Origin of the sequence: Caballeronia calidae, assembly GCF_900044055.2 — a bacterium.
Classification (GTDB): Bacteria; Pseudomonadota; Gammaproteobacteria; order Burkholderiales; family Burkholderiaceae; genus Caballeronia; species Caballeronia calidae.
The window spans coordinates 78,416-100,661 of sequence record NZ_FCOX02000019.1; the positions used below are offsets into that span (position 1 = coordinate 78,416).

At 64.4% G+C, this 22,246-nt stretch carries 24 protein-coding genes; 11 read left to right on the forward strand and 13 right to left on the reverse strand.

The features are described 5' to 3' along the window. Positions 1 to 76 precede the first annotated feature (76 nt). From AWB78_RS18970 to AWB78_RS18980, 3 genes are all read left to right on the forward strand, one after another. Positions 77 to 967 (forward strand): LysR family transcriptional regulator, encoded by an 891-nt coding sequence (locus AWB78_RS18970; RefSeq protein ID WP_062607000.1) that lies wholly within the window; start codon positions 77 to 79, stop codon positions 965 to 967. A gap of 49 nt (positions 968 to 1,016) precedes the next feature. Then, on the forward strand, positions 1,017 to 1,394 hold the full coding sequence (locus tag AWB78_RS18975) for a DUF3140 domain-containing protein (RefSeq protein ID WP_074173473.1): 378 nt from the start codon (positions 1,017 to 1,019) through the stop codon (positions 1,392 to 1,394). Between the two features lie 89 nt (positions 1,395 to 1,483). Then, positions 1,484 to 2,644 (forward strand): phytanoyl-CoA dioxygenase family protein, encoded by a 1,161-nt coding sequence (locus AWB78_RS18980; protein ID WP_062607002.1) that lies wholly within the window; start codon positions 1,484 to 1,486, stop codon positions 2,642 to 2,644. A gap of 3 nt (positions 2,645 to 2,647) precedes the next feature. Here the strand turns inward: AWB78_RS18980 and AWB78_RS18985 are convergent, their stop codons facing one another. From AWB78_RS18985 to AWB78_RS19005, 5 genes are read right to left on the reverse strand one after another with little or no spacing between them, the layout of a single operon-like run. Further along, entirely contained in the window at positions 2,648 to 3,370 is a 723-nt protein-coding gene (locus AWB78_RS18985; RefSeq protein ID WP_062607003.1) for a FadR/GntR family transcriptional regulator, read from the reverse strand. 18 nt (positions 3,371 to 3,388) lie between these two features. Further along, positions 3,389 to 4,426: a galactofuranose ABC transporter, permease protein YjfF gene (yjfF, locus tag AWB78_RS18990; protein ID WP_062607004.1), complete on the reverse strand. Its 1,038-nt coding sequence runs from the start codon at positions 4,424 to 4,426 to the stop codon at positions 3,389 to 3,391. After that, positions 4,423 to 5,481, reverse strand: coding sequence for an ABC transporter permease (locus AWB78_RS18995; RefSeq protein WP_062607005.1), 1,059 nt, complete (start codon positions 5,479 to 5,481; stop codon positions 4,423 to 4,425). The genes yjfF and AWB78_RS18995 overlap by 4 nt, the downstream gene beginning before the upstream one ends. Continuing rightward, a complete protein-coding gene (locus AWB78_RS19000) occupies positions 5,474 to 6,994 on the reverse strand; it encodes a sugar ABC transporter ATP-binding protein (RefSeq protein ID WP_062607007.1) in 1,521 nt (506 codons plus the stop codon). Before AWB78_RS19000 ends, AWB78_RS18995 begins: the two co-directional genes overlap by 8 nt. A gap of 19 nt (positions 6,995 to 7,013) precedes the next feature. Beyond that, positions 7,014 to 7,973 (reverse strand): ABC transporter substrate-binding protein, encoded by a 960-nt coding sequence (locus AWB78_RS19005; RefSeq protein ID WP_062607008.1) that lies wholly within the window; start codon positions 7,971 to 7,973, stop codon positions 7,014 to 7,016. 403 nt (positions 7,974 to 8,376) lie between these two features. On the opposite strand from AWB78_RS19005, the gene AWB78_RS46580 reads away from it, so the two are divergent. The 4 genes from AWB78_RS46580 to AWB78_RS19020 are packed head-to-tail and all read left to right on the forward strand — an operon-like array spanning position 8,377 to position 10,041. Then, complete coding sequence (locus tag AWB78_RS46580) at positions 8,377 to 8,544, forward strand: hypothetical protein (RefSeq protein ID WP_157697552.1); 168 nt, start codon at positions 8,377 to 8,379, stop codon at positions 8,542 to 8,544. Positions 8,545 to 8,547: 3 nt separating this feature from the next. Continuing rightward, positions 8,548 to 8,730 (forward strand): DUF6726 family protein, encoded by a 183-nt coding sequence (locus tag AWB78_RS19010; protein WP_062607009.1) that lies wholly within the window; start codon positions 8,548 to 8,550, stop codon positions 8,728 to 8,730. Position 8,731: 1 nt separating this feature from the next. Beyond that, a complete protein-coding gene (locus AWB78_RS19015; protein ID WP_062607011.1) occupies positions 8,732 to 9,352 on the forward strand; it encodes a hypothetical protein in 621 nt (206 codons plus the stop codon). Positions 9,353 to 9,372: 20 nt separating this feature from the next. Beyond that, positions 9,373 to 10,041: a flagellar basal body L-ring protein FlgH gene (locus AWB78_RS19020; RefSeq protein WP_062607013.1), complete on the forward strand. Its 669-nt coding sequence runs from the start codon at positions 9,373 to 9,375 to the stop codon at positions 10,039 to 10,041. 20 nt (positions 10,042 to 10,061) lie between these two features. Here AWB78_RS19020 and AWB78_RS19025 read toward each other — a convergent pair whose 3' ends face one another. Beyond that, complete coding sequence (locus tag AWB78_RS19025; protein WP_062607014.1) at positions 10,062 to 10,808, reverse strand: response regulator; 747 nt, start codon at positions 10,806 to 10,808, stop codon at positions 10,062 to 10,064. Between the two features lie 244 nt (positions 10,809 to 11,052). Between AWB78_RS19025 and AWB78_RS19030 the strand changes: the two genes are divergently transcribed. From AWB78_RS19030 to AWB78_RS19040, 3 genes are read left to right on the forward strand one after another with little or no spacing between them, the layout of a single operon-like run. Further along, entirely contained in the window at positions 11,053 to 11,781 is a 729-nt protein-coding gene (locus AWB78_RS19030) for a response regulator (RefSeq protein ID WP_062607016.1), read from the forward strand. After that, entirely contained in the window at positions 11,778 to 13,082 is a 1,305-nt protein-coding gene (locus AWB78_RS19035; protein ID WP_062607017.1) for an ATP-binding protein, read from the forward strand. The genes AWB78_RS19030 and AWB78_RS19035 overlap by 4 nt, the downstream gene beginning before the upstream one ends. Then, positions 13,079 to 13,960: a tyrosine-protein phosphatase gene (locus AWB78_RS19040; RefSeq protein ID WP_062607019.1), complete on the forward strand. Its 882-nt coding sequence runs from the start codon at positions 13,079 to 13,081 to the stop codon at positions 13,958 to 13,960. The genes AWB78_RS19035 and AWB78_RS19040 overlap by 4 nt, the downstream gene beginning before the upstream one ends. Before the next feature lie 9 nt (positions 13,961 to 13,969). Here the strand turns inward: AWB78_RS19040 and dld are convergent, their stop codons facing one another. The 3 genes from dld to glcC all read right to left on the reverse strand — a co-directional run bounded on the left by dld (position 13,970) and on the right by glcC (position 18,054). Next, positions 13,970 to 15,709: a D-lactate dehydrogenase gene (gene dld, locus AWB78_RS19045; RefSeq protein WP_062607020.1), complete on the reverse strand. Its 1,740-nt coding sequence runs from the start codon at positions 15,707 to 15,709 to the stop codon at positions 13,970 to 13,972. A 7-nt stretch (positions 15,710 to 15,716) separates the two neighbouring features. Then, positions 15,717 to 17,069 carry an MFS transporter gene (locus AWB78_RS19050; protein ID WP_062607022.1) on the reverse strand — a complete coding sequence of 451 codons (1,353 nt, stop codon included), beginning with the start codon at positions 17,067 to 17,069 and terminating at the stop codon, positions 15,717 to 15,719. A 217-nt stretch (positions 17,070 to 17,286) separates the two neighbouring features. Beyond that, complete coding sequence (gene glcC / locus AWB78_RS19055) at positions 17,287 to 18,054, reverse strand: transcriptional regulator GlcC (RefSeq protein ID WP_062607025.1); 768 nt, start codon at positions 18,052 to 18,054, stop codon at positions 17,287 to 17,289. Positions 18,055 to 18,260: 206 nt separating this feature from the next. Here glcC and AWB78_RS19060 point away from each other — a divergent pair, with 206 nt between their 5' ends. Continuing rightward, on the forward strand, positions 18,261 to 19,553 hold the full coding sequence (locus tag AWB78_RS19060; protein WP_062607027.1) for an ATP-binding protein: 1,293 nt from the start codon (positions 18,261 to 18,263) through the stop codon (positions 19,551 to 19,553). 137 nt (positions 19,554 to 19,690) lie between these two features. Here the strand turns inward: AWB78_RS19060 and AWB78_RS19065 are convergent, their stop codons facing one another. The 4 genes from AWB78_RS19065 to AWB78_RS19080 all read right to left on the reverse strand — a co-directional run bounded on the left by AWB78_RS19065 (position 19,691) and on the right by AWB78_RS19080 (position 22,231). Next, entirely contained in the window at positions 19,691 to 20,221 is a 531-nt protein-coding gene (locus tag AWB78_RS19065) for a hypothetical protein (RefSeq protein WP_062607029.1), read from the reverse strand. A 21-nt stretch (positions 20,222 to 20,242) separates the two neighbouring features. Further along, the gene (locus AWB78_RS19070; protein WP_062607031.1) at positions 20,243 to 20,695 is read right to left on the reverse strand and encodes a hypothetical protein; all 453 of its coding nucleotides are present in this window, start codon (positions 20,693 to 20,695) and stop codon (positions 20,243 to 20,245) included. 148 nt (positions 20,696 to 20,843) lie between these two features. After that, entirely contained in the window at positions 20,844 to 21,119 is a 276-nt protein-coding gene (locus tag AWB78_RS19075) for a hypothetical protein (RefSeq protein ID WP_062607034.1), read from the reverse strand. Between the two features lie 101 nt (positions 21,120 to 21,220). Then, complete coding sequence (locus AWB78_RS19080) at positions 21,221 to 22,231, reverse strand: lipopolysaccharide biosynthesis protein (RefSeq protein WP_232477744.1); 1,011 nt, start codon at positions 22,229 to 22,231, stop codon at positions 21,221 to 21,223. Positions 22,232 to 22,246 lie beyond the last annotated feature (15 nt).

Here is a 22,246-nt window from a genome sequence, read left to right on the forward strand (position 1 = left end):
TCGAAGCCAGTGTAATTCGATAACATGGACCGTAAAATGCAGACTGCTTTAACCTATTGTTAAGCTGGATTTAAAAATGAACTCGATTGCGGATCTGGAGTTCTTCGCGCGGCTCGTCACGCAAGGCAGCTTGTCGGCGCTCGCGCGAGACCTCGGCGTGACGCCGCCCGCAGTGAGCGCGCGCCTGAGTCAACTGGAGAAACGTCTCGGCGTGAAGCTGCTGAACCGCACGACGCGGCGGCTCGCGATGACGCAGGAAGGCGAGCTCTATCTCGGCACCGGCTCGCGCTTGCTGGAGCAGGTGCAGGAGCTTGAGCGCATGGTGTCGAGCAGTCGCGATCTGCCGCGCGGCCTGCTGAAGGTGAACGCGACGTTCGGCTTCGGGCGGCGCCAGATCGCGCCGGCGCTGTCGGCGTTTCGCCGGGCCTATCCGGAAGTCGAGGTGCAGCTCGATCTCACCGATCGCCCGATGAACCTCGCGGAGTTCGCATTCGATGTCGGCATCCGTTTCGGCGAATTGCCGGACATGCGCGTGGTCGGCAGAAAGATCGCGGCGAACCGGCGCTTCGTCTGCGCGTCGCCCGCGTATCTGAAGGCGCACGGCACGCCTAAAGAACCTGATGACCTGCGCGGCCATCACTGCATCGTGCTGCGCGAGAACGACACCGCGTATGGCACCTGGCATTTCACGAAGGGAAAGCGCCACGAGACCGTGAAGGTTCACGGCACGATGAGCAGCAACGACGGTGAGGCGACCTTGCGCTGGGCGCTCGATGGCCACGGCGTGCTGGTGCGCTCGGAATGGGATGCGGAGCCGTTCATCGATACGGGCGCGCTCAAGCGCGTGCTGGCAGATTGGTCCATGCCGCCCGCCGATATCTACGCGATCTATCCGGAGCGTCTGAATCTGTCGGCAAAGGTGAGGGTGTTCGTCGAGTTCCTGGAGCAGTACCTGAAGCGGGCGTGATGCTTGCTGAATCGTCGGCACGCGAATCGCTCGACGAAGGAGGCAGCCCATGACGGCCCCGCACCATTCCAGCGCCCATGCGGCGAAGCATGGACAATCGACGGACGATGATCACGCCGCGACCTACGACGCTTTCAAGGATCTCGTCAACATGACGCCCGCGCAGCTCGAGAAGTGGCTCGCGACCGACGAGTCGCGCGAAGTCGGACAGAAGCACGGCGGCGGTGAATCGGTGGGGCACAAGTCGGGAAGGCACATCATCGACATTCTCGGCAAGAAGAAGGCCGATCTCACCGACGGCGATTACGCGCACATGCGCAAGGTGATCGGCTATATCAAGCGGCACCTCGCGCAAAGGCCGCATGAGATCGAGCATTCGCACTGGCGTTACTCGCTGATGAACTGGGGCCACGATCCGTTGAAGTGAGCGTCGGCGAAGCTTGATGGTTTTTTGATGCGTCGATGATCGTCCACGCGCCGCGCTTGCCGCTATGCTTGTAGAAAACGGAGCGCGACATGAACGAGACGAACTGGTACACGGAAAGCGGCTGCTCGCTCGACGAATTTGCGAGCCTCGTGGCGCACGATGCGCTCAAGCCCGCATCCGCCGCCGATATCCAACGGAAGATTCCGCTCTATGACTGCGGCGCGCTCGCCGATGCGTTGAGCGATTCATCGAAACGCATGGCATTGCAGGCGGAATGGGCCACGGTGCTGCGCGATGGTGCGGGCGTGCTCGTGCTGAAGCGCGCTTATGCGGACACCGCGCCGGTCGACGAAGCCACCGCGATTTTCGAATCGATCATCCGGCAGGAGCGCGAGGACGGCACGAGCGGCGCCGATCATTTCGCGAAAGCCGGCGCGAACGACCGCATCTGGAATGCGCAGGAAAAGCTCTGTCTGAAGGCGCCGCGCGTGTTCGCGCGCTACTTCGCCAATCCGTTCATCGAGTGCGCGGCACAGGCGTGGCTCGGCCCCGGCTTTCAAATGACCTCGCAGGTGAATGTGGTGCGGCCGGGTGGTGACGCGCAACAGGCGCATCGCGACTATCACCTCGGCTTTCAGACGGCCGAGGAAGTGCGGCGCTATCCCGCGCACGTTCATGCGATGTCGCCGTTTCTCACGCTGCAGGGCGCGGTCGCGCACAGCGACATGCCTGTCGAAAGCGGTCCGACGAAGCTGCTGCCATGCTCGCAACGCTATGCGCGCGGCTATGTCGCCTGGCGTCGCGCGGACTTTCGCGAGTATTTCGAAGCGCATTACGTGCAGTTGCCTTTGGAGAAAGGCGATGCGCTTTTCTTCAGTCCGGCGCTCTTTCATGCGGCCGGCGCGAATCGCACGCGCGACGTGCAGCGCATGGCGAATCTGCTGCAAGTGTCATCGGCGTATGGCCGCGCGATGGAATCGCTCGATCGCGCGCGCATGTGCGAAGCGGTTTATCCGGTGCTGCTCGATTACAAGTCGACGGGACAGATGAGCGATGCGGAGATCGATGCCGTCATTGCGTCGTGCGCGGAAGGCTATGCGTTCCCGACGAATCTCGATCGTGATCCGCCCGTCGGCGGTCTTGCGCCGAAGAGTCAGCAGGCGTTGCTCAGACAGGCGCTCGATGAACAATGGTCCGTGGATGCGCTGAAGAACGCATTGAACGACAACGCATGGCGGCGCAGCACGTAACGGCTATTCCTGATACACCGCCGAGAGCACGCTTTCCGCATCGGCCTGTGCATTGTCGAGCTGCACGAGGCTCGCGTGACGCGCGCCGAGCGGATCATGATTCGTGATGGCGGTGAGAATCGCCTTGTGACGTGGCAATGACAGCGCGTGCGTATCCGGATGACGGCTCGTCAGCTTGATCGATTCCGACAGCGCGAGCGACAGCATGTGCCCGATATACATCAGCATGTCGTTATGCGTCGCCGTCATGATCGCGCGATGGAACTCGAGATCGGGCGTGAGCAACGCGTCGGGCGTGGCGGCGTGCGACATCCGCTCATAGGCGTCGCGAATGCGCGCGAGATCGTCTTCCGTCGCGTTCGATGCGGCGAGTGCCGCCGCAGCCGGTTCGACGATCCTGCGCACCACGAGCAGCGACTCGAAGAACGCGCCCTCGTGCACGCTGTTGATGGTCCAGAAGAGCACATCGGGATCGAGCGTGTGCCATTCGTCGCGCGGACGCACGACGCTGCCCAGACGCGGCTTCGACAACACGAGCCCCTTCGCGACCAATACGCGCGTCGCTTCGCGCAGCACGGGCCGGCTCACGCCATACGCTTCGCACAGCTTCGCCTCGGCGGGCAGCCGATCGCCCGGCTGGAGCTTGCCGCTCACGATGTCGATGCCGAGCTCCTGCACGATGCGCGCGTGCATGCTCTTGCGGGGCTGTGGATGGCGATAGTCCATATCTTTCGTCGGCGCTCGTCAGCGTCTGACAGCGGCGCGATCGCCGAACGCACGCTGCGACAGACAGAACACGAGCAGCAGCGCACCGACCGCGATCTTGGTCCACCACGAACTCAGCGAGCCGTCGAACGAGATCAGCGTTTGAATGATGCCGAGCAGAAGCACGCCGAACAGCGTGCCGATCACATAGCCGACGCCGCCCGTCAGCAGCGTCCCGCCGATGACGACCGACGCGATCGCATCGAGTTCGAGTCCCATCGCGTGCAGGCCATAGCCCGATAGCATGTAGAACGTGAACAGCACGCCGCCGAGCGCCGAGCAGAAGCCCGAGAGCGCATAGGCGCCGACGGTTGCCGCATTCACGGGCAGGCCCATCAGAAGCGCAGAATGCGGATTGCCGCCGACCGCATAGAGCGTGCGCCCGAACGGCGTGTAGTGCGCGACGAACACCGCGAGCGCGAGCACGACGAGCGCGATGACCGCGCCGAGCGACAGCGATGCGCCGCTCATCACCGGTATGCGAATCTGCGAAACGGCTGCGTACCACGGGTCGGTGATGCTGATCGAATCGATGCTGATGAGATAGCACAGCCCGCGCGCGAGGAACATGCCCGCGAGCGTGACGATGAACGGCTGCAGGCGAAAGCGCGCGATCAGCCAGCCCATCAACGTGCCGAACGCGGTGCCCATCGCGAGCACGAGCGGAATCACGACGAGCGGATGCCAGCCCGCTTTCTCGACGAGCGCGGCGGAGACCATCGTCGTGAGCGCGATGACCGAGCCGACCGACAAGTCGATGCCGCCCGACAGAATCACGAACGTCTCGCCCACCGCAACGACGATCAGAAACGCATTGTCGATCAGCAGATTGAGAAAGACCTGCGGCGAGAAGAAGCCCGTGTACATCACGGAGCCGAGCACGGATATCGCGATGAACAGCGACACCGTCGCGGCAAGCGGCAGATAGCGGCTCTGCGAAAGCTTGCGCGACGGCGCGTCGCTGTCGCGACGATGCGTGAGCGCGACGCTGCGCGGCTTGGGCAGGCCCGAGTTCATCGGCGCACCTCGCGATCGGAAAGCGCGGGGCGGCGCGCGAACTTCGCGACCGTCGCGCGGAACTCGCCCGATTGCAGCATCATCACCGCGAACACGACGATCGCCTTCACCACGAGATTCACCTCCGGCGGCACGCCGAGCGAATAGATCAGATACGTGAGCGTCTGGATGATGAGCGCGCCGATCACGCTGCCCGCTAGCGTGAAGCGCCCGCCGGTGAGCGCGGTGCCGCCGAGCGTGACGGCGAGAATCGCGTCGAGTTCGAGCAGCAGGCCCGCGTTGTTGCCGTCCGCGCTCTTCACATTCGAGCTGATGAGAATGCCCGCGACGCCCGCGCACAGGCCGCTGAACGCATACGCGCCGAGCGTGAGCCTTCTCGCCTGCACGCCCGCGACACGCGCGGCGGTCGGATTGATGCCGATCGCTTGCAGGAAGAGCCCGAGCGCAGTGCGCGTGATCGCGAGATAGAGCAGCGCGAACACGAGCGCGACGATCAGTATCGACACCGGCACGCCGAGAAAATAGCCGCCGCCGAAAAAGAAATAAGGCGTGTAGTAGATCGTGATGATCTGGCCGCTCGTGATGAGCTGCGCGATGCCGCGGCCCGCGACCATCAGGATCAGCGTCGCGATGATCGGCTGCATGCCCGCGCGCGCGACGAGCAGGCCGTTCCACAACCCGCACAACAATGCGACGCCGAGCGCGGCCACGATCACCACCGGCAGCGGAAAGCGCGTGACATTGCCGGAGATGGAGCCGCCGATAGTCCATGCGGCCACCGCGCCCGCGATGGCGACCACCGCGCCCACGGAGATATCGATGCCGCGCGTCGCGATCACGATGGTCATGCCGAGCGCGACGACCGCGAGCGGGGCCGCTCGATTGAGGATATCGACGAGACTGCCGTATAGATGATGATCGCGCCATTCGACATGCAGAAAGCCCGGATTGAACGCGGCGTTCAACGCGAGCAGCAGCGCGAGCGTGACGAGCGGCCAGCCGAGCCGATGCTCCATCATCGAACGAAGCATTCCCTGTCGGGCGGTGTCATCCATGTTCGGCTCCGATCATTTCGCACACGGTGTCCTCGCTCGTTCCGGCGGGCAGCTCGCCCACCTTGCGCCGGTCGCGCAGCACGACGATGCGGTTCGCGATACGCACCACTTCCGCGATCTCCGACGAGATGAACAGCACGGCCATGCCCGTCGATGCGAGCCGGAGTATCTCGTCCATGATTTCCTGCTTCGCCGCCACGTCGATGCCGCGCGTGGGCTCGTCGAGAATCAGCAGACGCGGCTCGGTGGCGAGCCATCGCGCGATGAGCGCCTTTTGCTGATTGCCGCCGGAAAGCAGGCCGATGGGCATGTCGAGCGTCGCGGCCTTGATGCCGAGCGCGCGCACGAAGCGCTCGGCGAGCGCGTTCTGTTGCGCGCGCGTGAGACAGCGCCGCGCGCCCATCCGCGCCTGCAACGCGAGCGCGATGTTCTCGCGCAGCGACAACTCCGCGACGATGCCGTCCGCCTTGCGCTCCTCGGGACAGAACGCGATGCCGTGACGAATCGCATGCGCGGGTGTCGCGAACGAAACCGGCGCGCCGTCGATGCGCAATTCGCCTTCATCGGGCTTTTCCAGCCCGAAGAGCAGCTTCGCGAGTTCGGTGCGCCCGGACCCGAGCAGGCCCGCCACGCCGACCACTTCGCCCGCACGCACGCGCAGATCGAGCGGCTGCAATTGTCCCTTCTGACCGAGGCGCACGGCGTCGAGCAGGGCGGTGTCCGCGGCGCTCGCTTCAGTCTCTTCGGGCGGAGCCTGGCGTGCCTGCGCGGCGGCCAGCTCGCGGCCGAGCATCGCCGCGATCAGCGCTTGCGTGCCCAGTTCGCTCGCGCGCCATTCCCCGACGCGCTTGCTGTTGCGCAGCACCGTGATGCGGTCGGAGATCGCGTAGACCTGATTCAGAAAGTGCGTGACGAAGAGGATCGCAAGCCCCTCGCCGCGCAAACGGCGCAGCACATCGAAGAGGCGGCGCACTTCGTCGTCGTCGAGGCTGGAGGTCGGCTCGTCGAGAATCAATACTTTCGACGACAGCTTCAACGCCCGCGCAATCGCGACCATCTGCTGCACAGCGACCGAATAGCTCGTCAGCACGCGCGTCACGTCGATATCGAGCCCGATGCGCCCGAGCAGTTCGCGCGCCTGCCGGTGGGTCGCGTCCCAGTCGATGCGATAGCCATGCAGCGCGCCGCGTCGCGGAAAGTATCCGGCGAAGATGTTCTCCGCCACGGAAAGATTCGGGCAGAGATTCACCTCCTGATAGACCGTGCTGATGCCGAGCTTCTGCGCGTCGAGCGGCGAATCGGGATGTATCGCGCGGCCATCGAGCAGAATCTCGCCGGCGTCGAGACTCACGACGCCCGTCAGCACCTTGATGAGCGTCGACTTGCCCGCGCCGTTCTGCCCCATCAACGCGTGAACCTCACCCGGATAAAGGGTGAGGCTCACGTCCTGCAGCGCATGCACGCCGGCGAAGCGCTTGTCGATGCCGCGCAGTTCCAGTACGGGCGATGTCATCGGAGATCAGTATTTACGCTCAGTATTTACGATTGGGGAATTCCTTCGCCGCGACCTCCATCGGGAAGATGCTTTCCTGCGTCACGATGCGCTTCGGCACCGGCTTGCCCGCCTTGATGTCCTTCACCACGGACATGAGTTGCGGCCCGAGCAGCGGCGAGCATTCGACCGATACATTGAGCTTGCCCGCCATCATCGCTTCGAATGCGCCCTTCACGCCGTCGACGGAAATGATGATGATGTCCTTGCCCGGCTTCATGCCCGCTTCCTCGATCGCCTGGATCGCGCCGATCGCCATGTCGTCGTTGTGCGCGTAGAGCACGTTGATCTTCTTGCCCTCGGCCTTGAGAAAAGCTTCCATCACTTCCTTGCCCTTCGCGCGCGTGAAATCGCCGGTCTGCGAGCGGATGATCTTGAACTTCGGATCGGACTTGATGATTTCCTCGAAGCCCTTCTTGCGATCGATGGCAGGCGCGGAGCCCACCGTGCCCTGCAATTCGACGATATTGATCGGCCCCGGAACGCCTTTCTCCTTCTCGACGAGCCAGCGGCCCGCCTTGCGGCCTTCCTCGGTGAAGTCCGAGCCGATGAAGGTCACATAGAGCGACTCATCCTTGCTGCTGATCGCGCGATCCGTCAGCACGACGGGAATCTTCGCGTTCTTCGCTTCGACGAGCACGGTTTCCCAGCCCGTTTCGACCACGGGCGAGAACGCAATCACATCGACCTTCTGCGCGATGTACGAGCGGATCGCCTTGATCTGGTTTTCCTGCTTCTGCTGGGCGTCGGAGAACTTCAGCTCGATGCCGGCCTCTTTCGCGCTGGACTTGATCGACTCGGTGTTCGCGGTGCGCCATTCGCTTTCGGCGCCCACCTGCGCGAAGCCGAGCACGATGGGTTTCTGCGCGAAGGCGGGTAGCGGAAGCATCGCGCTCAAGGGCGCGGCGGCCATCGCGACTAACACGGTGCGGCGTTTCATGTCAGTGGTTCCTCCATCCGTTGGCTATTTATTCGGTCTTGTTCGAATGATTCTGGAATAACTTTTTAATTGGTTCTTCTATTTATCTCGTTCCATTCCGGTATTTGGGTTTTTGACTTTCATTTCGATGGCGCCGAGATAGATTGACTATATGAAGCTATCGGGGCTCTTTTTATTCACGTTAACCCGCTTTTCCGCCCGAAACAGTCATACCATCTCGCGCCGCCGGTTGCATCGCAGCATGAGAATCACCGGCGCGGGAAGAATCGGTAATGGCGAAGTAACGCCTCGTAAGCACTCGCGAAAAGCCGCGTTTTCTTGCGCGATCGTCGTGTCGCGCGCTCGAGGAAGATGGCCCCGCGTTGCAATCCGCAACGGTCCGATCATCTTCAAGGAGCGCAGCATGAACGTCACCGGCACGACCGCACCCCACACGACGCAAGCGTCGTCGCATACGCTGCCCATCAAGCGCAACGCCGATGTCCCAACAGTCGAGACGGGCAACGCGAACGCGAAGGCGACGCCGAGCAATCCCGCTCATCTGGGCAATCACGTCGATACGACCGCGTGAATCATGCGGACGTCCTTTCGTTTCGCGCTCGCGTGCGCCGCTGTCGCGGCATGCCCGTTCCTGTTCGACGGCTGCGCGCTCGCGGCGCTGCCGTGCCGCGTGACATCGGCGGCGCTGAAGATCGTGCCGGTTGTGGGTCATGCCGCGTCCACGCCCTTCGATGCGTGCGCCACCGCCATCGACTGATATGAAGCAAACGTTTCTTCGTTGCGCGCTCGTCGTCTGCATGGCGATGCCCGCGCTCGCGGCGGCGCAGAAGCCCTTCGATTTCCGCGGCCTGCGGCTCGGCATCCCGCTCGACGCGTTCCGCCGCGACGAGCCCGCGCGCGCGACGCCGCCCGGCAGCGTCGCCGTGTGCGACACCGATCTCGAAGCGGCCTCGCTCGGCATGGTGCTGCGCGACGCGCACAGCCTGTCGATCGCATGCAAGTGGGCGCATCGCACGCAGGGCAGATGGAGCGAGTCGCTCGCGGTCGTCGATGGCACGCCCGCGCGCGATCACGTGCTGCGCTTCATGGCGATGCCCGGCGATGCATCGCCGCGGCTCTATCGCATGTCGTTCGTGATCGATGCGCGCGTGGTCGATGACTTCACCCAGGCGTTGTCGGCGAAGTTCGGCAGGAGCCGCGTCGAACGCGCGAACGGTTATCAGACGCGCACGTGGGAGAACGCGACGAGCTCGATCACGCTCGAAGCGAACGGCGCGGCGGCTTCGGCGCGCGTGATCTATCGGCTGAAGGCCTATGAAGCGTGGCTGCGCGAGACGACCGACCGATGGCGTCTCGCCGCCGTGCACGACACGCCATGAATCAGAGGAGAGCAGTGTTCATGAAACTGGCGTCATTGCCATGCGCGATGCTGTCGCTCGCGCTCGCCGCGTGCTCGTCGTCCGGGTCGCGCTCGATCGTCGAGATGCCGACGTATGCGCCCGCCGTCGCGCAGCCGGTCAACGTCAACACGCTGGGCGCGATCTATCAGGCGGGAGCATCGCTGTCGCTGTACGAGACATCGCGTGCGCAGAAGGTCGGCGACGTGCTGACCATTCGTCTCGCCGAGTCGTATCAGGGCAGCAATTCCGCCGATGCCCGCGCGAGCCGTTCCAGCAGCATCAGCGCGGAAGCCGCGGACAAGTCGAGCGGGGCGGCGGCGCGGCTTGCGCGTCTCTTCAACGTCGGCTCGGCGGAGACGTCCTTCAAGGGCAACGGCAGCACGAGCAATCTGTCCGCGATGAGCGGGACGCTCGCGGTCTCGGTCATCGGCACGTTGCCGGGGGGAAATCTCGTCGTCGCGGGCGACAAGATCATCGCGATGAGCGGCAATCAGGACCAGTTGCGCTTCTCGGGCATCGTCAATCCGAAGGATATCGAGGCGGGCAATTATGTCGCGTCGAACAAGGTGGCGAATGCGCGCATCGAGCAGGCGGGCGTCGGCATGCTGGCCGATTCGACCACGATGGGCTGGCTGCAGCGGCTCTTCATGAGCGTGCTGACCTTCTGACGATGACGCCGCGCGCCGTGTCAGCTCGCCCGCGCCGCGATGCGCCCGGCTTCGGCCGGATCGCCATGCGGCACGAAGATATAGCCCTGGCCCCATACGGTCTGCACGAAACGCGGCTCGGAAGGATCGATTTCGAGCAGGCGCCGCAAACGCCAGATCGCGACATCGAGACTGCGATCGCGATGCGCGCCGTTGCCGCGCATCCGTTCGTTCAGTTGCGTGCGCGTGAGCACGACCATCGCGTTCTTCACGAGCGTCTTGAGGAGCGCGAATTCGCCGGAACGCAGCGCGATACGCTCGCCGTCGCGGCGCAATTCGCGCGCGCCGAAGTCCATCTCGAACGGGCCGAAGCGATAACTCGGGCGAATCTCCGGCGCGCTTGCCACGAGCGGCGAAGCAGGCTCGCGGCGCCTCAATATCGAACGGATGCGCGCGAGCAGCTCGCGCGTATCGAAGGGCTTCCCGAGATAATCGTCCGCGCCGAGCTCGAGGCCGATGACGCGATCGAGCACATCCGAACGCGCCGTCAGGAGGATCACGGGGATATCGTCGTGAGCGTTGCGCAATTCGCGCAAGGCGCTGATGCCGTCCTTGCCCGGCATCATCACGTCGAGGACGATCATCGAGGGGCGCGCCGCCTGCACGCGGCGTTTGAGGTCCGTGCCGTCGCTCAGGACGGAGACGTCGAAGCCGTGTTGCTGAAGATAATCGCGAACGTGATCGCGCACGACGGGGTCATCGTCGACCATCAATACATGTGGAGTCATGCATGGATTCTAAGCACAACGTGCATGTCGTCGCGACGGCGGAGAACTTTCCATTTCTTTCCATTACGGCATGTTTCATCGGGCGATATGCCTTCGGATCGCGCCCATGCGCGGGCTCGCGCGGAAATAGCACGCGCGTGCTTCGCGGCTTCGTCGCGTGAAAGATGCAGCGCGTAAACATCGGTAATGACCGGACGCGAGCGCGACGCGCGGTATTTACATAACGTCCGAATAGAATTTCGAGATGTCTACATCGGTTCTCATCGTCGACGACGATCCCGCGGTGCGCGACCTGCTGCGCCGCTTCCTCAACGCGCGAGGCATCGACGTTTCCGTGCTGCACGATGGCGCCGGGCTGCGTCGACGGCTGGAGCTCGAGCGTCCGTCCATCGTCGTGCTCGACATCATGATGCCGGACACGGACGGCCTGCGCGCGTTGCGCGACTTGCGCGCGGCGGGTGAGGACATTCCGGTGATCTTCGTGACCGGTTGCGACAGCGTCGCGCAGAAAATCGCGGGACTGCAATCGGGCGCGGACGACTATCTTTCCAAGCCCTTCGATCCGGGCGAACTGCTCGCGCGCATCGAAGCGGTGCTCAGGCGGCGCGCGAGTGCGCCGAGCCGTCCCGAACGCGCGCCGCGTGAACGCTTCGGGCGCTTCGAAGTGGACTTCGTGACGCGTTCGCTTCTGTGCGACGGCGAGCGCATCGCGCTGCGCGACAGCGAGTTCGCGCTGCTCAAGGTGTTCATCAAGCATCCGTACAAGGTGCTCTCGCGCGTGCTGATCCACGATCTCGTGCATCGCGACGATCTGGCGTTTCGCGATCGCGGCCTCGATGTGCCGATCTGGCGTCTGCGCCGCATCATCGAGGACGATCCTTCGCGTCCGCGTCATGTGCAGACGGTGCGCGGACAAGGCTATGTGTTCGTGCCCGACGCAAACGGCTCGCCATCGCACCGGATCGAAGCATGAGCGCCGTGAGCGCGATGACGCGCGCGCCGCGCGGTTTCATCGACACGCTTTTCGGTCGCATGGCGCTCGTGTCGGTTTGCGTGCTGCTTGCGCTGCAGGGCGGATGGTTCGCGATTCTTCACGTGCAAGGCCCGCACAAGGAAGCCGATGGTTACGCGCGCGCGTTGCTGATCGTGCTGGAAGCGGCGCATAACGATGTCGCGCTCGGCGGCCGGCTGATGCGCGAAACGCGTGTGCATGTCGTGCCCGTGTGGAACATGCCCGAGCCGCTGACGCTGCGCGATCCTCGCAAGACACGGCACGCGCATCTCGCGCGTCAGATCGCCGATGGCTTGCCGCAGGGCTCGCAAATCGCCGTCGATATCGATGCCCATCACACATCGCGGCTCTGGGTGCGCTATCCGTCGAGCAACGTGTGGATCGTCGCGCCGATCGACTTGCCGCCGCCCGCGCCGTTCATGATGGAGGCGGTCGTGCTGCTCGCCGGCGCGCTCGTGCTCTCGCTCTTCGCGACGTGGCAAATGCAGCGGCCGCTCGCGCGCGTCGCGCAGGCCGCACGGCGCTTCGGCGGCGGCGAGCGGCCCGTGCCCGTCGATGAAAACGGGCCACGCGAGTTGCGCGAACTCATCGGCGCGTTCAACCAGATGATGAAGAAGCTCACCGACGCGGACGACGATCGCGCGGTGATGCTCGCCGGCATCGCGCACGATCTGAAAGCGCCGCTCACGCGTCTTTCCTTGCGCGCGTCCGTGCTCGCGAAGGACGAACGCGAGCGCGCGCACTTCCTGCGCGATATCGATTCGATGACGCGCATCGTTCAGCAGTTCCTCGAGTTCGCGGGCCGCTCGTCGTCCGAAAGCACGAAGACCGGTGTCGATGCGTTCATCGCGGAGCAGTTCGCATCGCCCGAAGATGGCGACGCGCCGTTGTTCACGCTGTCGCTTGAAGCGGGCGATGCGTTCATGCTGCCGCGCACCTTCATCGACCGCCTGATGACGAATCTCGTCGATAACGCGCTGGAGCATGGCGAACCGCCTGTCGAAATCAGCACCGCGCGGCGCGACGGCGACTGGCTGATCGAAGTGCGCGACCACGGTCCCGGCATTCCCGACGAGCGTCTCGGCGATGTCTTGCGGCCCTTCGTTCGGCTCGATCCGGCGCGCAGCGGCAACGGCCATTGCGGGCTGGGCCTTGCCATCGTCGAACGTCTGGCGCGCGAGCAACGCGGCCGCTGCGAGATCGGCAATGCCGAGGACGGCGGGCTGATCGTGCGCATCGTCATTCCCTTTGAAGAAACATGATGTCTGCTTCGACCATGCATTCGGCGCCGCTGTCGCGCCGTGCCTTTATTCGCGGCGCGCTCATATCGACGACCTTCGGCGCGAGCGCGTTGTTATCGGCGTGCGGCGGCGCTAGCGACGATCAACCCGCGATGCAGACGCCGGCGCTCGCATCGATCGAAAACTTTCGCGACGTGGCCGGCATGGGCGAAGGCTATCCGACCGTCGATGGCCGTCGCGTGCGGCGTGGCGTGTTCTATCGCTCCGGCGCGCTCACGCCCGACGATGCGGACGCGGCCGCGCTCGCACGGCTCTCGCTGCGCGCGGTGCATGACCTGCGCGTGGTGAGCGAATCATCGCTCGCGCCGGATCGCGTGCCCGCGAACGCCGTGCGCGAAACGCACGAAGTCGCGCCCATCGATGTTGCCACGGCGATGCCCGCCGATGCGGCATCGGCCAGCGCGTGGATGAGCGAGCGCCAGCGCCAGCTCGTCACCGACGCGGTCGCGCGTCTTCAATTCGGTGTGCTTTTGACGAGGCTCGCGCGTGTGTCGGGTTCGCAGGTCATGCACGGCACGGCGGGCAAGGATCGCACCGGATGGGCGGCGGCGCTTCTGCTCGCGATCGCCGATGTGCCGCTCGACGTCATCATCCAGGACTATCTGGTGACGAACACGGCGGCGCAGACGCAGATCGATACGCGCATGAAAGCGCATGCGGCGCGACTCGGAACCGATGTGTCGGTGGTCGCGCCGCTTTATCAGGCGCAGAGCGCGACGATCGAAGCGGCGTTCGAGGAGATGCATCGCGGCTTCGGCACGTTGAGCAATTATCTGGCGCAGGGCTTGTCGATGAGCAGCGCGGACGTGGGCATGTTGCGGGCGAAGCTGGTCGCGTAGACCGCGCGTTCAAGCCTCGGCCGCGCTCTCCCGATACGCCGCGAACTTCGACATCTTCCCTATCCCCGGATTGAAGCAATTGCACGGATCGAGGTCTTGATAAAACGCCGCAAGCTGCGGCTTCGCCTCGTAAAGATGCCCGACGTTATGCTCCGCGGGATACTCGGCGCCGCGTTCATCGAGCAATTCGAGCATCTCGTGCTCGAGCGCCATGCAGTCGTTGCCCTTGACGACGATGTAATCCTGATGAAACACGTGACACAGAAAGTGCCCGTAATACAGCTTCAGAATGACGGGACGTTCGATCCGCTCGGGCAAGCGCTCGAACCAGTCGCGATCGTTGCGGCGTAACGCGATATCGAGCGCGACGATATCCTCCACTTCACGATGATGCACCGCGCGATAGCGCACCGCCGCGCTCGCCGCCGCAAAACGATGCAGGAATGCCTTGCGGCCTTCTTCATCGCTGCATTCGAAGTACGCGCCGCCGCCGTCCGCGAAACGCGTCGACAGAAACGCGCGCGCTTCGTCGATGCCCGCAGCCGGCACCTTCAGCATCAGATGATGCTCGTACTGCTCGCGATACGCGTTGATTCTCGCGGGCAGATGATCGGGCAGACGCTCGCTCACCCATTGCAGCACGCGATCGCTCAGATGCTTCGGCATGAAGCCGAGACGCTCGAACCACGCATCGCAACGCGTCTTGAGACTGAAGAACAGCGGCAGCCGGTCCGTGCCGAACTTGTCGATGATGACGAAAAGGTCCTTCCCATACTTGCGCGCCACATCGAACGCGTCGCGATGAAGGTATTCGCCCGCGATCGGCAGATGCGCGAAATTCGCGAGCGCGTGGCGACGGATATCGGTGAGCACGCTCGTATCGTTCGTGCCGACGTAGAACACCTTCGCGCCTTTCTCCGCCGCGAACGTGTCGAGACGCACCGCGAAGGTCATCACCTTGCCCGCGGAACCGGATGCCTCGAAGAGGCGTCGCGGATCGGCGTTGAAGCGCGCGGGCGTGGACGCATCGACATCGCGCACGTGGGTCGCGTATTCGTGATCCGACGCGGCCGCGCCGTCGCGAATGTCGGCATCGTCGAATGTGCCGTTTTCGATGCGCGACAGAATCTCTTCGGGCGTGCCGCCGAGCTCGATGCCGAGATGATTCACGAGGCGCGGCATGCCGGTGGCATCGACGGCGGCGAACAGCGCCATCTCCGTATAAGCCGGTCCGCGATGCACGAGCGAGCCGCCCGAGTTGTTGCTGATGCCGCCCAGCACCGACGCGCCGATGCACGACGAGCCGATGACCGAATGCGGCTCGCGTCCGAGCGGCTTCAGCGTGCGCTCCAGTTGATCGAGCGTCGTGCCGCCGATGCAGACCACCTGCGCGCCGCCCTTGAGCACATGAACACGTTTGATGCGCGTCGTGCTGACGATGACGACATCGCGATCGTAGGCGTCGCCATCGGGCGTCGAGCCGCCGGTGAGGCCCGTGTTCGACGCCTGCGTGATGACGATCGTGCGCGCGGCGACGCAGGCGGCGAGAATCCGCCATTGCTCGACGAGCGAGCCGGGGCGCACGACCGCCAGCACGCGGCCCGCGCCGAAGCGGTAGCCGGTGCGGTAGCGGCGCGTTTCTCCATCGCCGGTGAGCACGTTGCGCGCGCCGACGATGTCACCGAGCGACGCGAGCAAGCTTTGGCGCGACTCCCCGAAGGGAAGAGCGGAAGGGGCGGTCGTGGACATGATGGTCTCAGGCCCGGTGCGGTTCCGAAGACGACGACTCCGCCGGCGATGCGGCTGCCGCGCGCTGCGTGAGCGTCAGCACCGCCCCGACGACGAGCGCGCCCGCGACGACGACGAGACCCGCGTTCGTGCTGTGCGTGACGTCCTTCATCCAGCCGATAATCGACGGACTGACGAAGCCCGCGAGGTTGCCGATCGAGTTGATCATCGCGATGCCCGCGGCGGCTGCGGTGCCGGCCAGCACGCCGCTCGGATAGGTCCAGAAGACCGGCATCATCGACAACACGCCCGCCGTGCCGACCGACAAGGTGACGAGAGCGAGCGTCAGATTGCCCGTGTGCAGCGTGCTCGCATAGAAGCCCAGCGCCGCCGCGACGGCCGCCAGCGCGAGATGCCAGCGGCGCTCGTTGCGGCGGTCGGACGAACGCGCGACGAGGATCATCGACACGATCGCGACCGCATAGGGAATCGCCGTGAACAGGCCGACATCCAGCGCATCCTTCACGCCCGCCGCCTTGATGAGCGTGGGCAGGTAGAAGCTCACGCCGTAGAGACCCATCATGCAGCAGAAGTAGATCGCGGCGAGACGCCATACACGTCCGTTCGACACGACGTGCTTCAGCGAATGATCGGCGCCGGCGGATTCATCGCGCGAGATGTTGTCTTCGAGAAGCTGCTTTTCCTGTTCGTTCAGCCACGATGCCGCGCGGATGCCGTTGGGCAGCATGAACAGCGTGGCGATGCCAAGCACGAGCGACGGAATCGCTTCGAGCAGGAAGAGCCATTGCCAGTTCGACAGACCGTGCACGCCGTTGAACACCTGCATGATCCAGCCCGACAACGGGCCGCCGACCACCCCCGCGACCGGAATGCCGATCATGAAGAGCGCGTTCATGCGGCCGCGGCGCATCGACGGATACCAGTACGTCAGATAGAGCACGATGCCGGGGAAGAACCCGGCCTCCGCGACGCCGAGCAGAAAGCGCAGCGTATAGAACATTGTGGGCGTCGTCACGAAGAGCGAAGCCGCCGACACGACCGCCCACGTCACCATGATGCGGCTGATCCACACGCGCGCGCCCACGCGATGCAACAGGATATTGCTCGGCACCTCGAACAGGAAATAGCCGATGAAGAAGATGCCCGCGCCGAGTCCGTAGACCGACTCGCTGAACTTCAGGTCGTTGAGCATCTGCAACTTCGCGAAGCCGACATTGACGCGATCCAGATACGCCGCGACGTAGCAGATGAAAAGAAAGGGCAAGAGGCGCCAGGTCACTTTCGCGTAGGTCGCATTCTCGAACGCGGTCGTGACGGATGAGATGGGCGCGGACGCGCCCGATGGGGTGTGCGGGTTCATCGTAAGTCTCCTGATTCGTGCGGCTTGACGCCGCTACTGGCTTTGCTGCTGCGCATTGTTCCGCGCCGGCAGGAGACTTGTCGAGATGTCGAACCACTGGTCCGACCACTTATTTTTGCCGTGCCAGGCCCCGCTTCACGCCGGAATCAATGGCGGCGAGGGCGCGCGGCTTTCGGCACGCGTGTGCGCTCTCGCGCCTGCGCGGGCGCGCCGAGGCTCATTTCCAGCCCTCGAGGCGCAGCGTCGCGCGCACGAGCCGCTGTTCCTCCGCCTCGATTTCGCGCATGACGGCGGTCGTCGTGGTGATATGCGTGCTCGCGGCCTTGCGCGCCTGCTCGGGCTGCTTGCCGAGCACGGCCTTGTAGAGACGGGCGTGCTGCTTGTCGATGACGCGCTTCTGCGCCTCGCGATGGTAAAGATTGTTGACCGATGCGAAGACCGAGCTCAGCAGCAGATCCGTGAGCGAGCTCAGCGTATGTACGAGCACGGGGTTGTGCGATGCCTCGCTGATCGAGAGATGGAAGTTGTAGTCGAGCCGCGCGCGAGCCGATTCGCACACGTCGCCCGCGTTCGCCGCGAGCATTTCCTCGTAGCGGCGGGTGATCAGCGCGAAATCCGCCTGCGTGCCGCGCAAGGCGGCAAGGCGCGCCGATTCGGCTTCGAGCATCTCGCGGACTTCGAAGATGTCGTACAGCGTGCGCGGCTGCGAGCCGAGCAAATGCATCATCGGCGTGAGGGCGGGTTGCGCGGTCAGCGCGGCGACGAAAGAACCGCGTCCATGCGAGGTCTCGATGATGCCGCGCGTGCGCAGCACCTTCAGCCCCTCCCGCACGGCGGACCGCGACACGCCCAGTTTCGCGGTCAGGCGCCGTTCGGAAGGCAGCGCCTGGCCGGGCTTCAGCACGCCGTCGACGATCAGGCCCTCGATGCGTCCCGCGACGGCATCCGCGATCTGCAGTGCGTCTTCCTGGTTGTCTTCATGCATGGTATGCCCCACTGGTCCGACCACTTTGGTCACTCTACCATCCGCCGGGATGCGGGAAAAGCATTCGCATGCTTTACGATGTCGGGCACCGGGCGAAGCGGTGTGCGTGCATGACCGCTTCACGCCATTCGGAAAAAATAGAGCCTTGCGAATAGATAAACATGAGGTGTCGAATGGATGCTCGACAGAGTCGCTCGCCCCGGTCCATGACTTCGCGACTCACGTGGTGGATCGCGTCGGTCGTCGTGGCGCTGAGCGTGGCCGCGGGCGGTGTGTCCTTTGCCGCCGCCTATCACGAGGCCAACAAGCTCCAGGACGGCCATCTTCGGGAGATCGGCGCGCTGATCGACGCGAGAAAGCTCGTTCTCGATACGAGCGACGTCGCGTGGCAGGGCAGCCAGGATTCGGACGTGCGGCTCGTCATCGCGCGGCTGGAGCCGTCTTCGGACGGCACGCATGCGACGGCCCCGATCGCGGTTCCGGCCACGCTGCCGGACGGACTGCACAACCTGGAATCGCGCGGCCAAAGCTGGCGTGTCGATGTCCGCACCTTGCATTCAGGCGAGCGGATCGCGGTCGCGGAGCTGTCGATGATCCGCGACGAGATCGCGTCGGACGGCGCGATGAGAACGCTGTTTCCGATGCTCGCCCTGACGCCCGTCCTCGTCGCGCTGGTCGTCTTTCTCGTGCGCCGGATGCTGTTGCCCGTGCGGCGCCTCGCCCTTGTCGTGGACCGGCAGGACGATGCGACGCTCGAAGCGCTGTCCGAGGAAGACATCCCGAAGGAACTGCTTCCCTTCGTCACGTCGATCAACCGGCTCATCGGCCGGCTCAAGGAGGCGATGACCCAGCAGCGCCGCTTCATCGCCGACGCGGCGCACGAATTGCGCTCGCCGCTTGCCGCGCTCTCCTTGCAGGCGGAGCATCTCGGCGCAGCGGACTCGGCAGTCGTGGCGCGCGAGAGACTGGTCACGTTTCATGCGGCGATACGGCGGACGGCACGCCTCGTCGAACAGCTTCTCGCGCTGGCGCGTTCCCAGCATGGCTCGTCGATGAAGCCGTCCGTCGTATCGCTGCGTGAGCTCGCAAGCGATGTGGTGATCCAGACCGTGAACATGGCCGAGGACAAGCAGGTCGATCTCGGGCTCGATCACGTCGATGATGTCGCGGTGGTCGCCGACGCGCCCGCGCTCGCTGTCGTGTTGCGCAATCTCGTCGACAATGCGGTGCGCTACACGCCGCCGGGCGGCAGAGTGGATGTGTCCGTCACGTTCAACGGCGACGACCTGCTGCTCGAGGTGAAGGATTCCGGGCCGGGCATTCCCGAGGATCAGCTATCGCGCGTGCTCGAACCTTTCTATCGGATTCCGGGCACGCGTTCATCGGGCAGCGGGCTCGGTCTGTCGATCGTGTCGGAAACAGCGCGTCGCAGCGGCGGCCACTTCGTGCTGGAGAACATCGACGGCGGACTGCGCGCGCGTTACCGGCATCCGCTTTGATCGCGACAAAAAAAGACGGCTCGCCAGAAGAACGATGGCGAGCCGCAAGAGGGATCGGTCAAAAGCAACAGCGAGGGCAGATTAGCACCGCTTTCGCGCGCGCGATCGCATCGGAAAGATGTGGTAAGGAACGCGCGTCACGGCATGCGCGACACCACCATGCGGTCCACCAGCGCGTCGAGCTTCTGCCGCGCGCTCGCGAAGCGATCGACGTTCAGGCCATTCGTGTCGTAGCGCGCGGTCACGAGAATCTGCCCTTGCCGCACGAGCGTGAGATCGATCGCCGACAGATACGACACCGGCTCGCTGCTGAACGCGTGCTTGTCCCAGCGCGTCGTCGCGGCGTAGACGAGCATCGCCTCGCAGCCGGGCGGCGACGTGCCGGGGTTATAGACCATCGAATCGACGCCGCGCCGCTGCAAGGCGACTTGCAGCACGGGCACGAAGTCGCCGGTCGCGACGCTGCGATTCAACTCGATGCAGACGGATTGCAACGCGGCAGGCGAGCCCGTGACCGAAGTCGGCGACGAATAGTTCGATGCGACCGTGAAGCCCGCCTGCACCAGCGATCCCGCGGCGTCGGCGGCAGTGATCAGGGTCCACGTGCAGCCGGAAAGCGCGAGCGTGCCGGTGGCCAGCAGCGCACGCGCGATGAGCGTTCTGACCATGACCTTTGCCGTCGATACGGCTTATCGCACGACGAGCAGGCGCAGCGTGTTCGGCGCCTGAATCGTGGCGGTCATCGTCACGCGCCGGTCGGCCACATCGCGCAGGGAGAAGTGCTGGCGCGCGGGCGTATTCACGTCGTGGCGCACGTCGGGAAAGCAGGCGGCGATGTCCGCGCCCAGTTCTTGCAGCGGATCGCCGACGACGCCGTCCGGACCCCAATGCGCTCGCCAGCGGCAGTCATAGATATGCGCGCTGCCTTTGCATGTGCCCTGGCCCGGCGAACCCGCGGGCAGCATCGCGCGCTCTTTGGCGAGCGCGTCGAAAGAAGGTGTGGAGACGATCGTCTTCAGCGCGGAGCAGACGTCGGGCAGATCTTGCGCCGACGCGGACAGCATCGGCGCGATGAGCGATACGGCGACGAGTGCACGGCGCACGAAGCGGAGACGGAGAGGGCTGGAATGTTGAGCTTGCATGACCTGGCGTTGAGTCTAAGGAAGGAACGCGGTCTGTTCTTTGAAGACCGCGCATCGACATCCTCCTGCAATGCGCCGCGCGTCGATATGCGGAGCAAAGCGCCAATCCGGCAAGTTGTTTCCAGCTATTAATTCGCGAGCGTGCTCATCAAACGAACAACGACACGATGCCGCCGATGGTCACGGCCGCCGCGACCCATTTGCCGGCGGTATAGAAGCCGCCCGTATCGGTCGCCTGGACTTCGGGGCGCTCGAGGCCGAGCGCGCCATAGGTAAAGGACTTCACCGGCGATGGGTCTGCGGTGGGCAGCGTTTCGGTGCTGTCGTCGTGTGCGTCTTGCGCGACATCGGCGGAGGCGGGGCGGCGCGGCAAAGGCGCATCGGCGCTCGTATAAGCGGTCGTGCCCGCACTGTTGATCTGCATCGATTCCCCCGTTGTTATCCGATTCTCGCAAGCCGCGATAACGGCGGGTTCGCGCGCACGCTTGAACGTGCGCGCCTTTCCGATTCTTACCGCGGGTGGGCTTACATCGGGTGGTTCTGCACGAAGTCCTTGTACGCCCAATAGGCCGCCTTCTTCGAGGCGCCGTCGCCTTCGAGAAGCCCGTAGGCGCCTTCGCCGTCATCGTAGAGCTGGAAGGCCTGAATCGACTGGATGTTGTACTTCGACGCGACGCTCGCGAACTGCGCCATCATCGTGTTGCCCGTTATGTATGCGGCGATCTGGTTGTACGAGCCGTAATCCGGACGCACGCCGAACTCGTTGATCCAGATCGGCTTGCCCATGTCGTGCAATATCTGCAGCACGTCATGGCAACCGGTGCCGCCGCATGCGTGCGTGATGTCACCCTGGCTCGAATACCAGTGCCACGAGGTGACGTCCCAGTTCACGGTCGGATGACCCCAGGTGCCGTCGGGCTGCGAGCCATCGGCGAGCATCTGGAAGAACGCGGTGTGCAGCCATGTGCCGCCCAGCACGATCTTCGCCGAAGCGTCGACCGACTTCACGCCCGCGATCATGCCGCGCATCACGCCGCGCGCGAGCATGAAGCTCCAGTTGTTGTACTGATGCCAGACCGTGCCGTCGACATTGCCGTTGAGCGCCTTCGCCTCCAGTTCGTTGCCGACTTCGTAGTACTTGTAGGGATAACTTTTCGCGGTCAGCTGGCCGAGTTTGAAGCCCGCGTCGTAGGCCTCGTTCTCACTGTTGTAGTTGAGGGTGAGGAGCATCACCGGATACATCGTCACGCCGCCGTCCTCCATCGTCTTCGCGATGCCGGCCAGCATGTTCGCCGATGTCTGGCTGTACACGTCGTTGCGATAGATCGTCGCGCCGAGTTCCTGCAGTTGCGCAAGCTGCGTTTGCGGACTCGTGAAATCGTATGCGCCGCCGTTGGTGTTGTGGCCGTTCATGCCGTAGAAGATCGAGCCATTGCCGCTCGCGGCCTTCGCGGTCGACTTCGGCAGCGCGGCGCTCTTGCCGGTCGCGGCGGTATCGACGGCGCTGTCGCTTCCGCCACCGCATGCAGTAAGCATCACGCTCGTCAACAT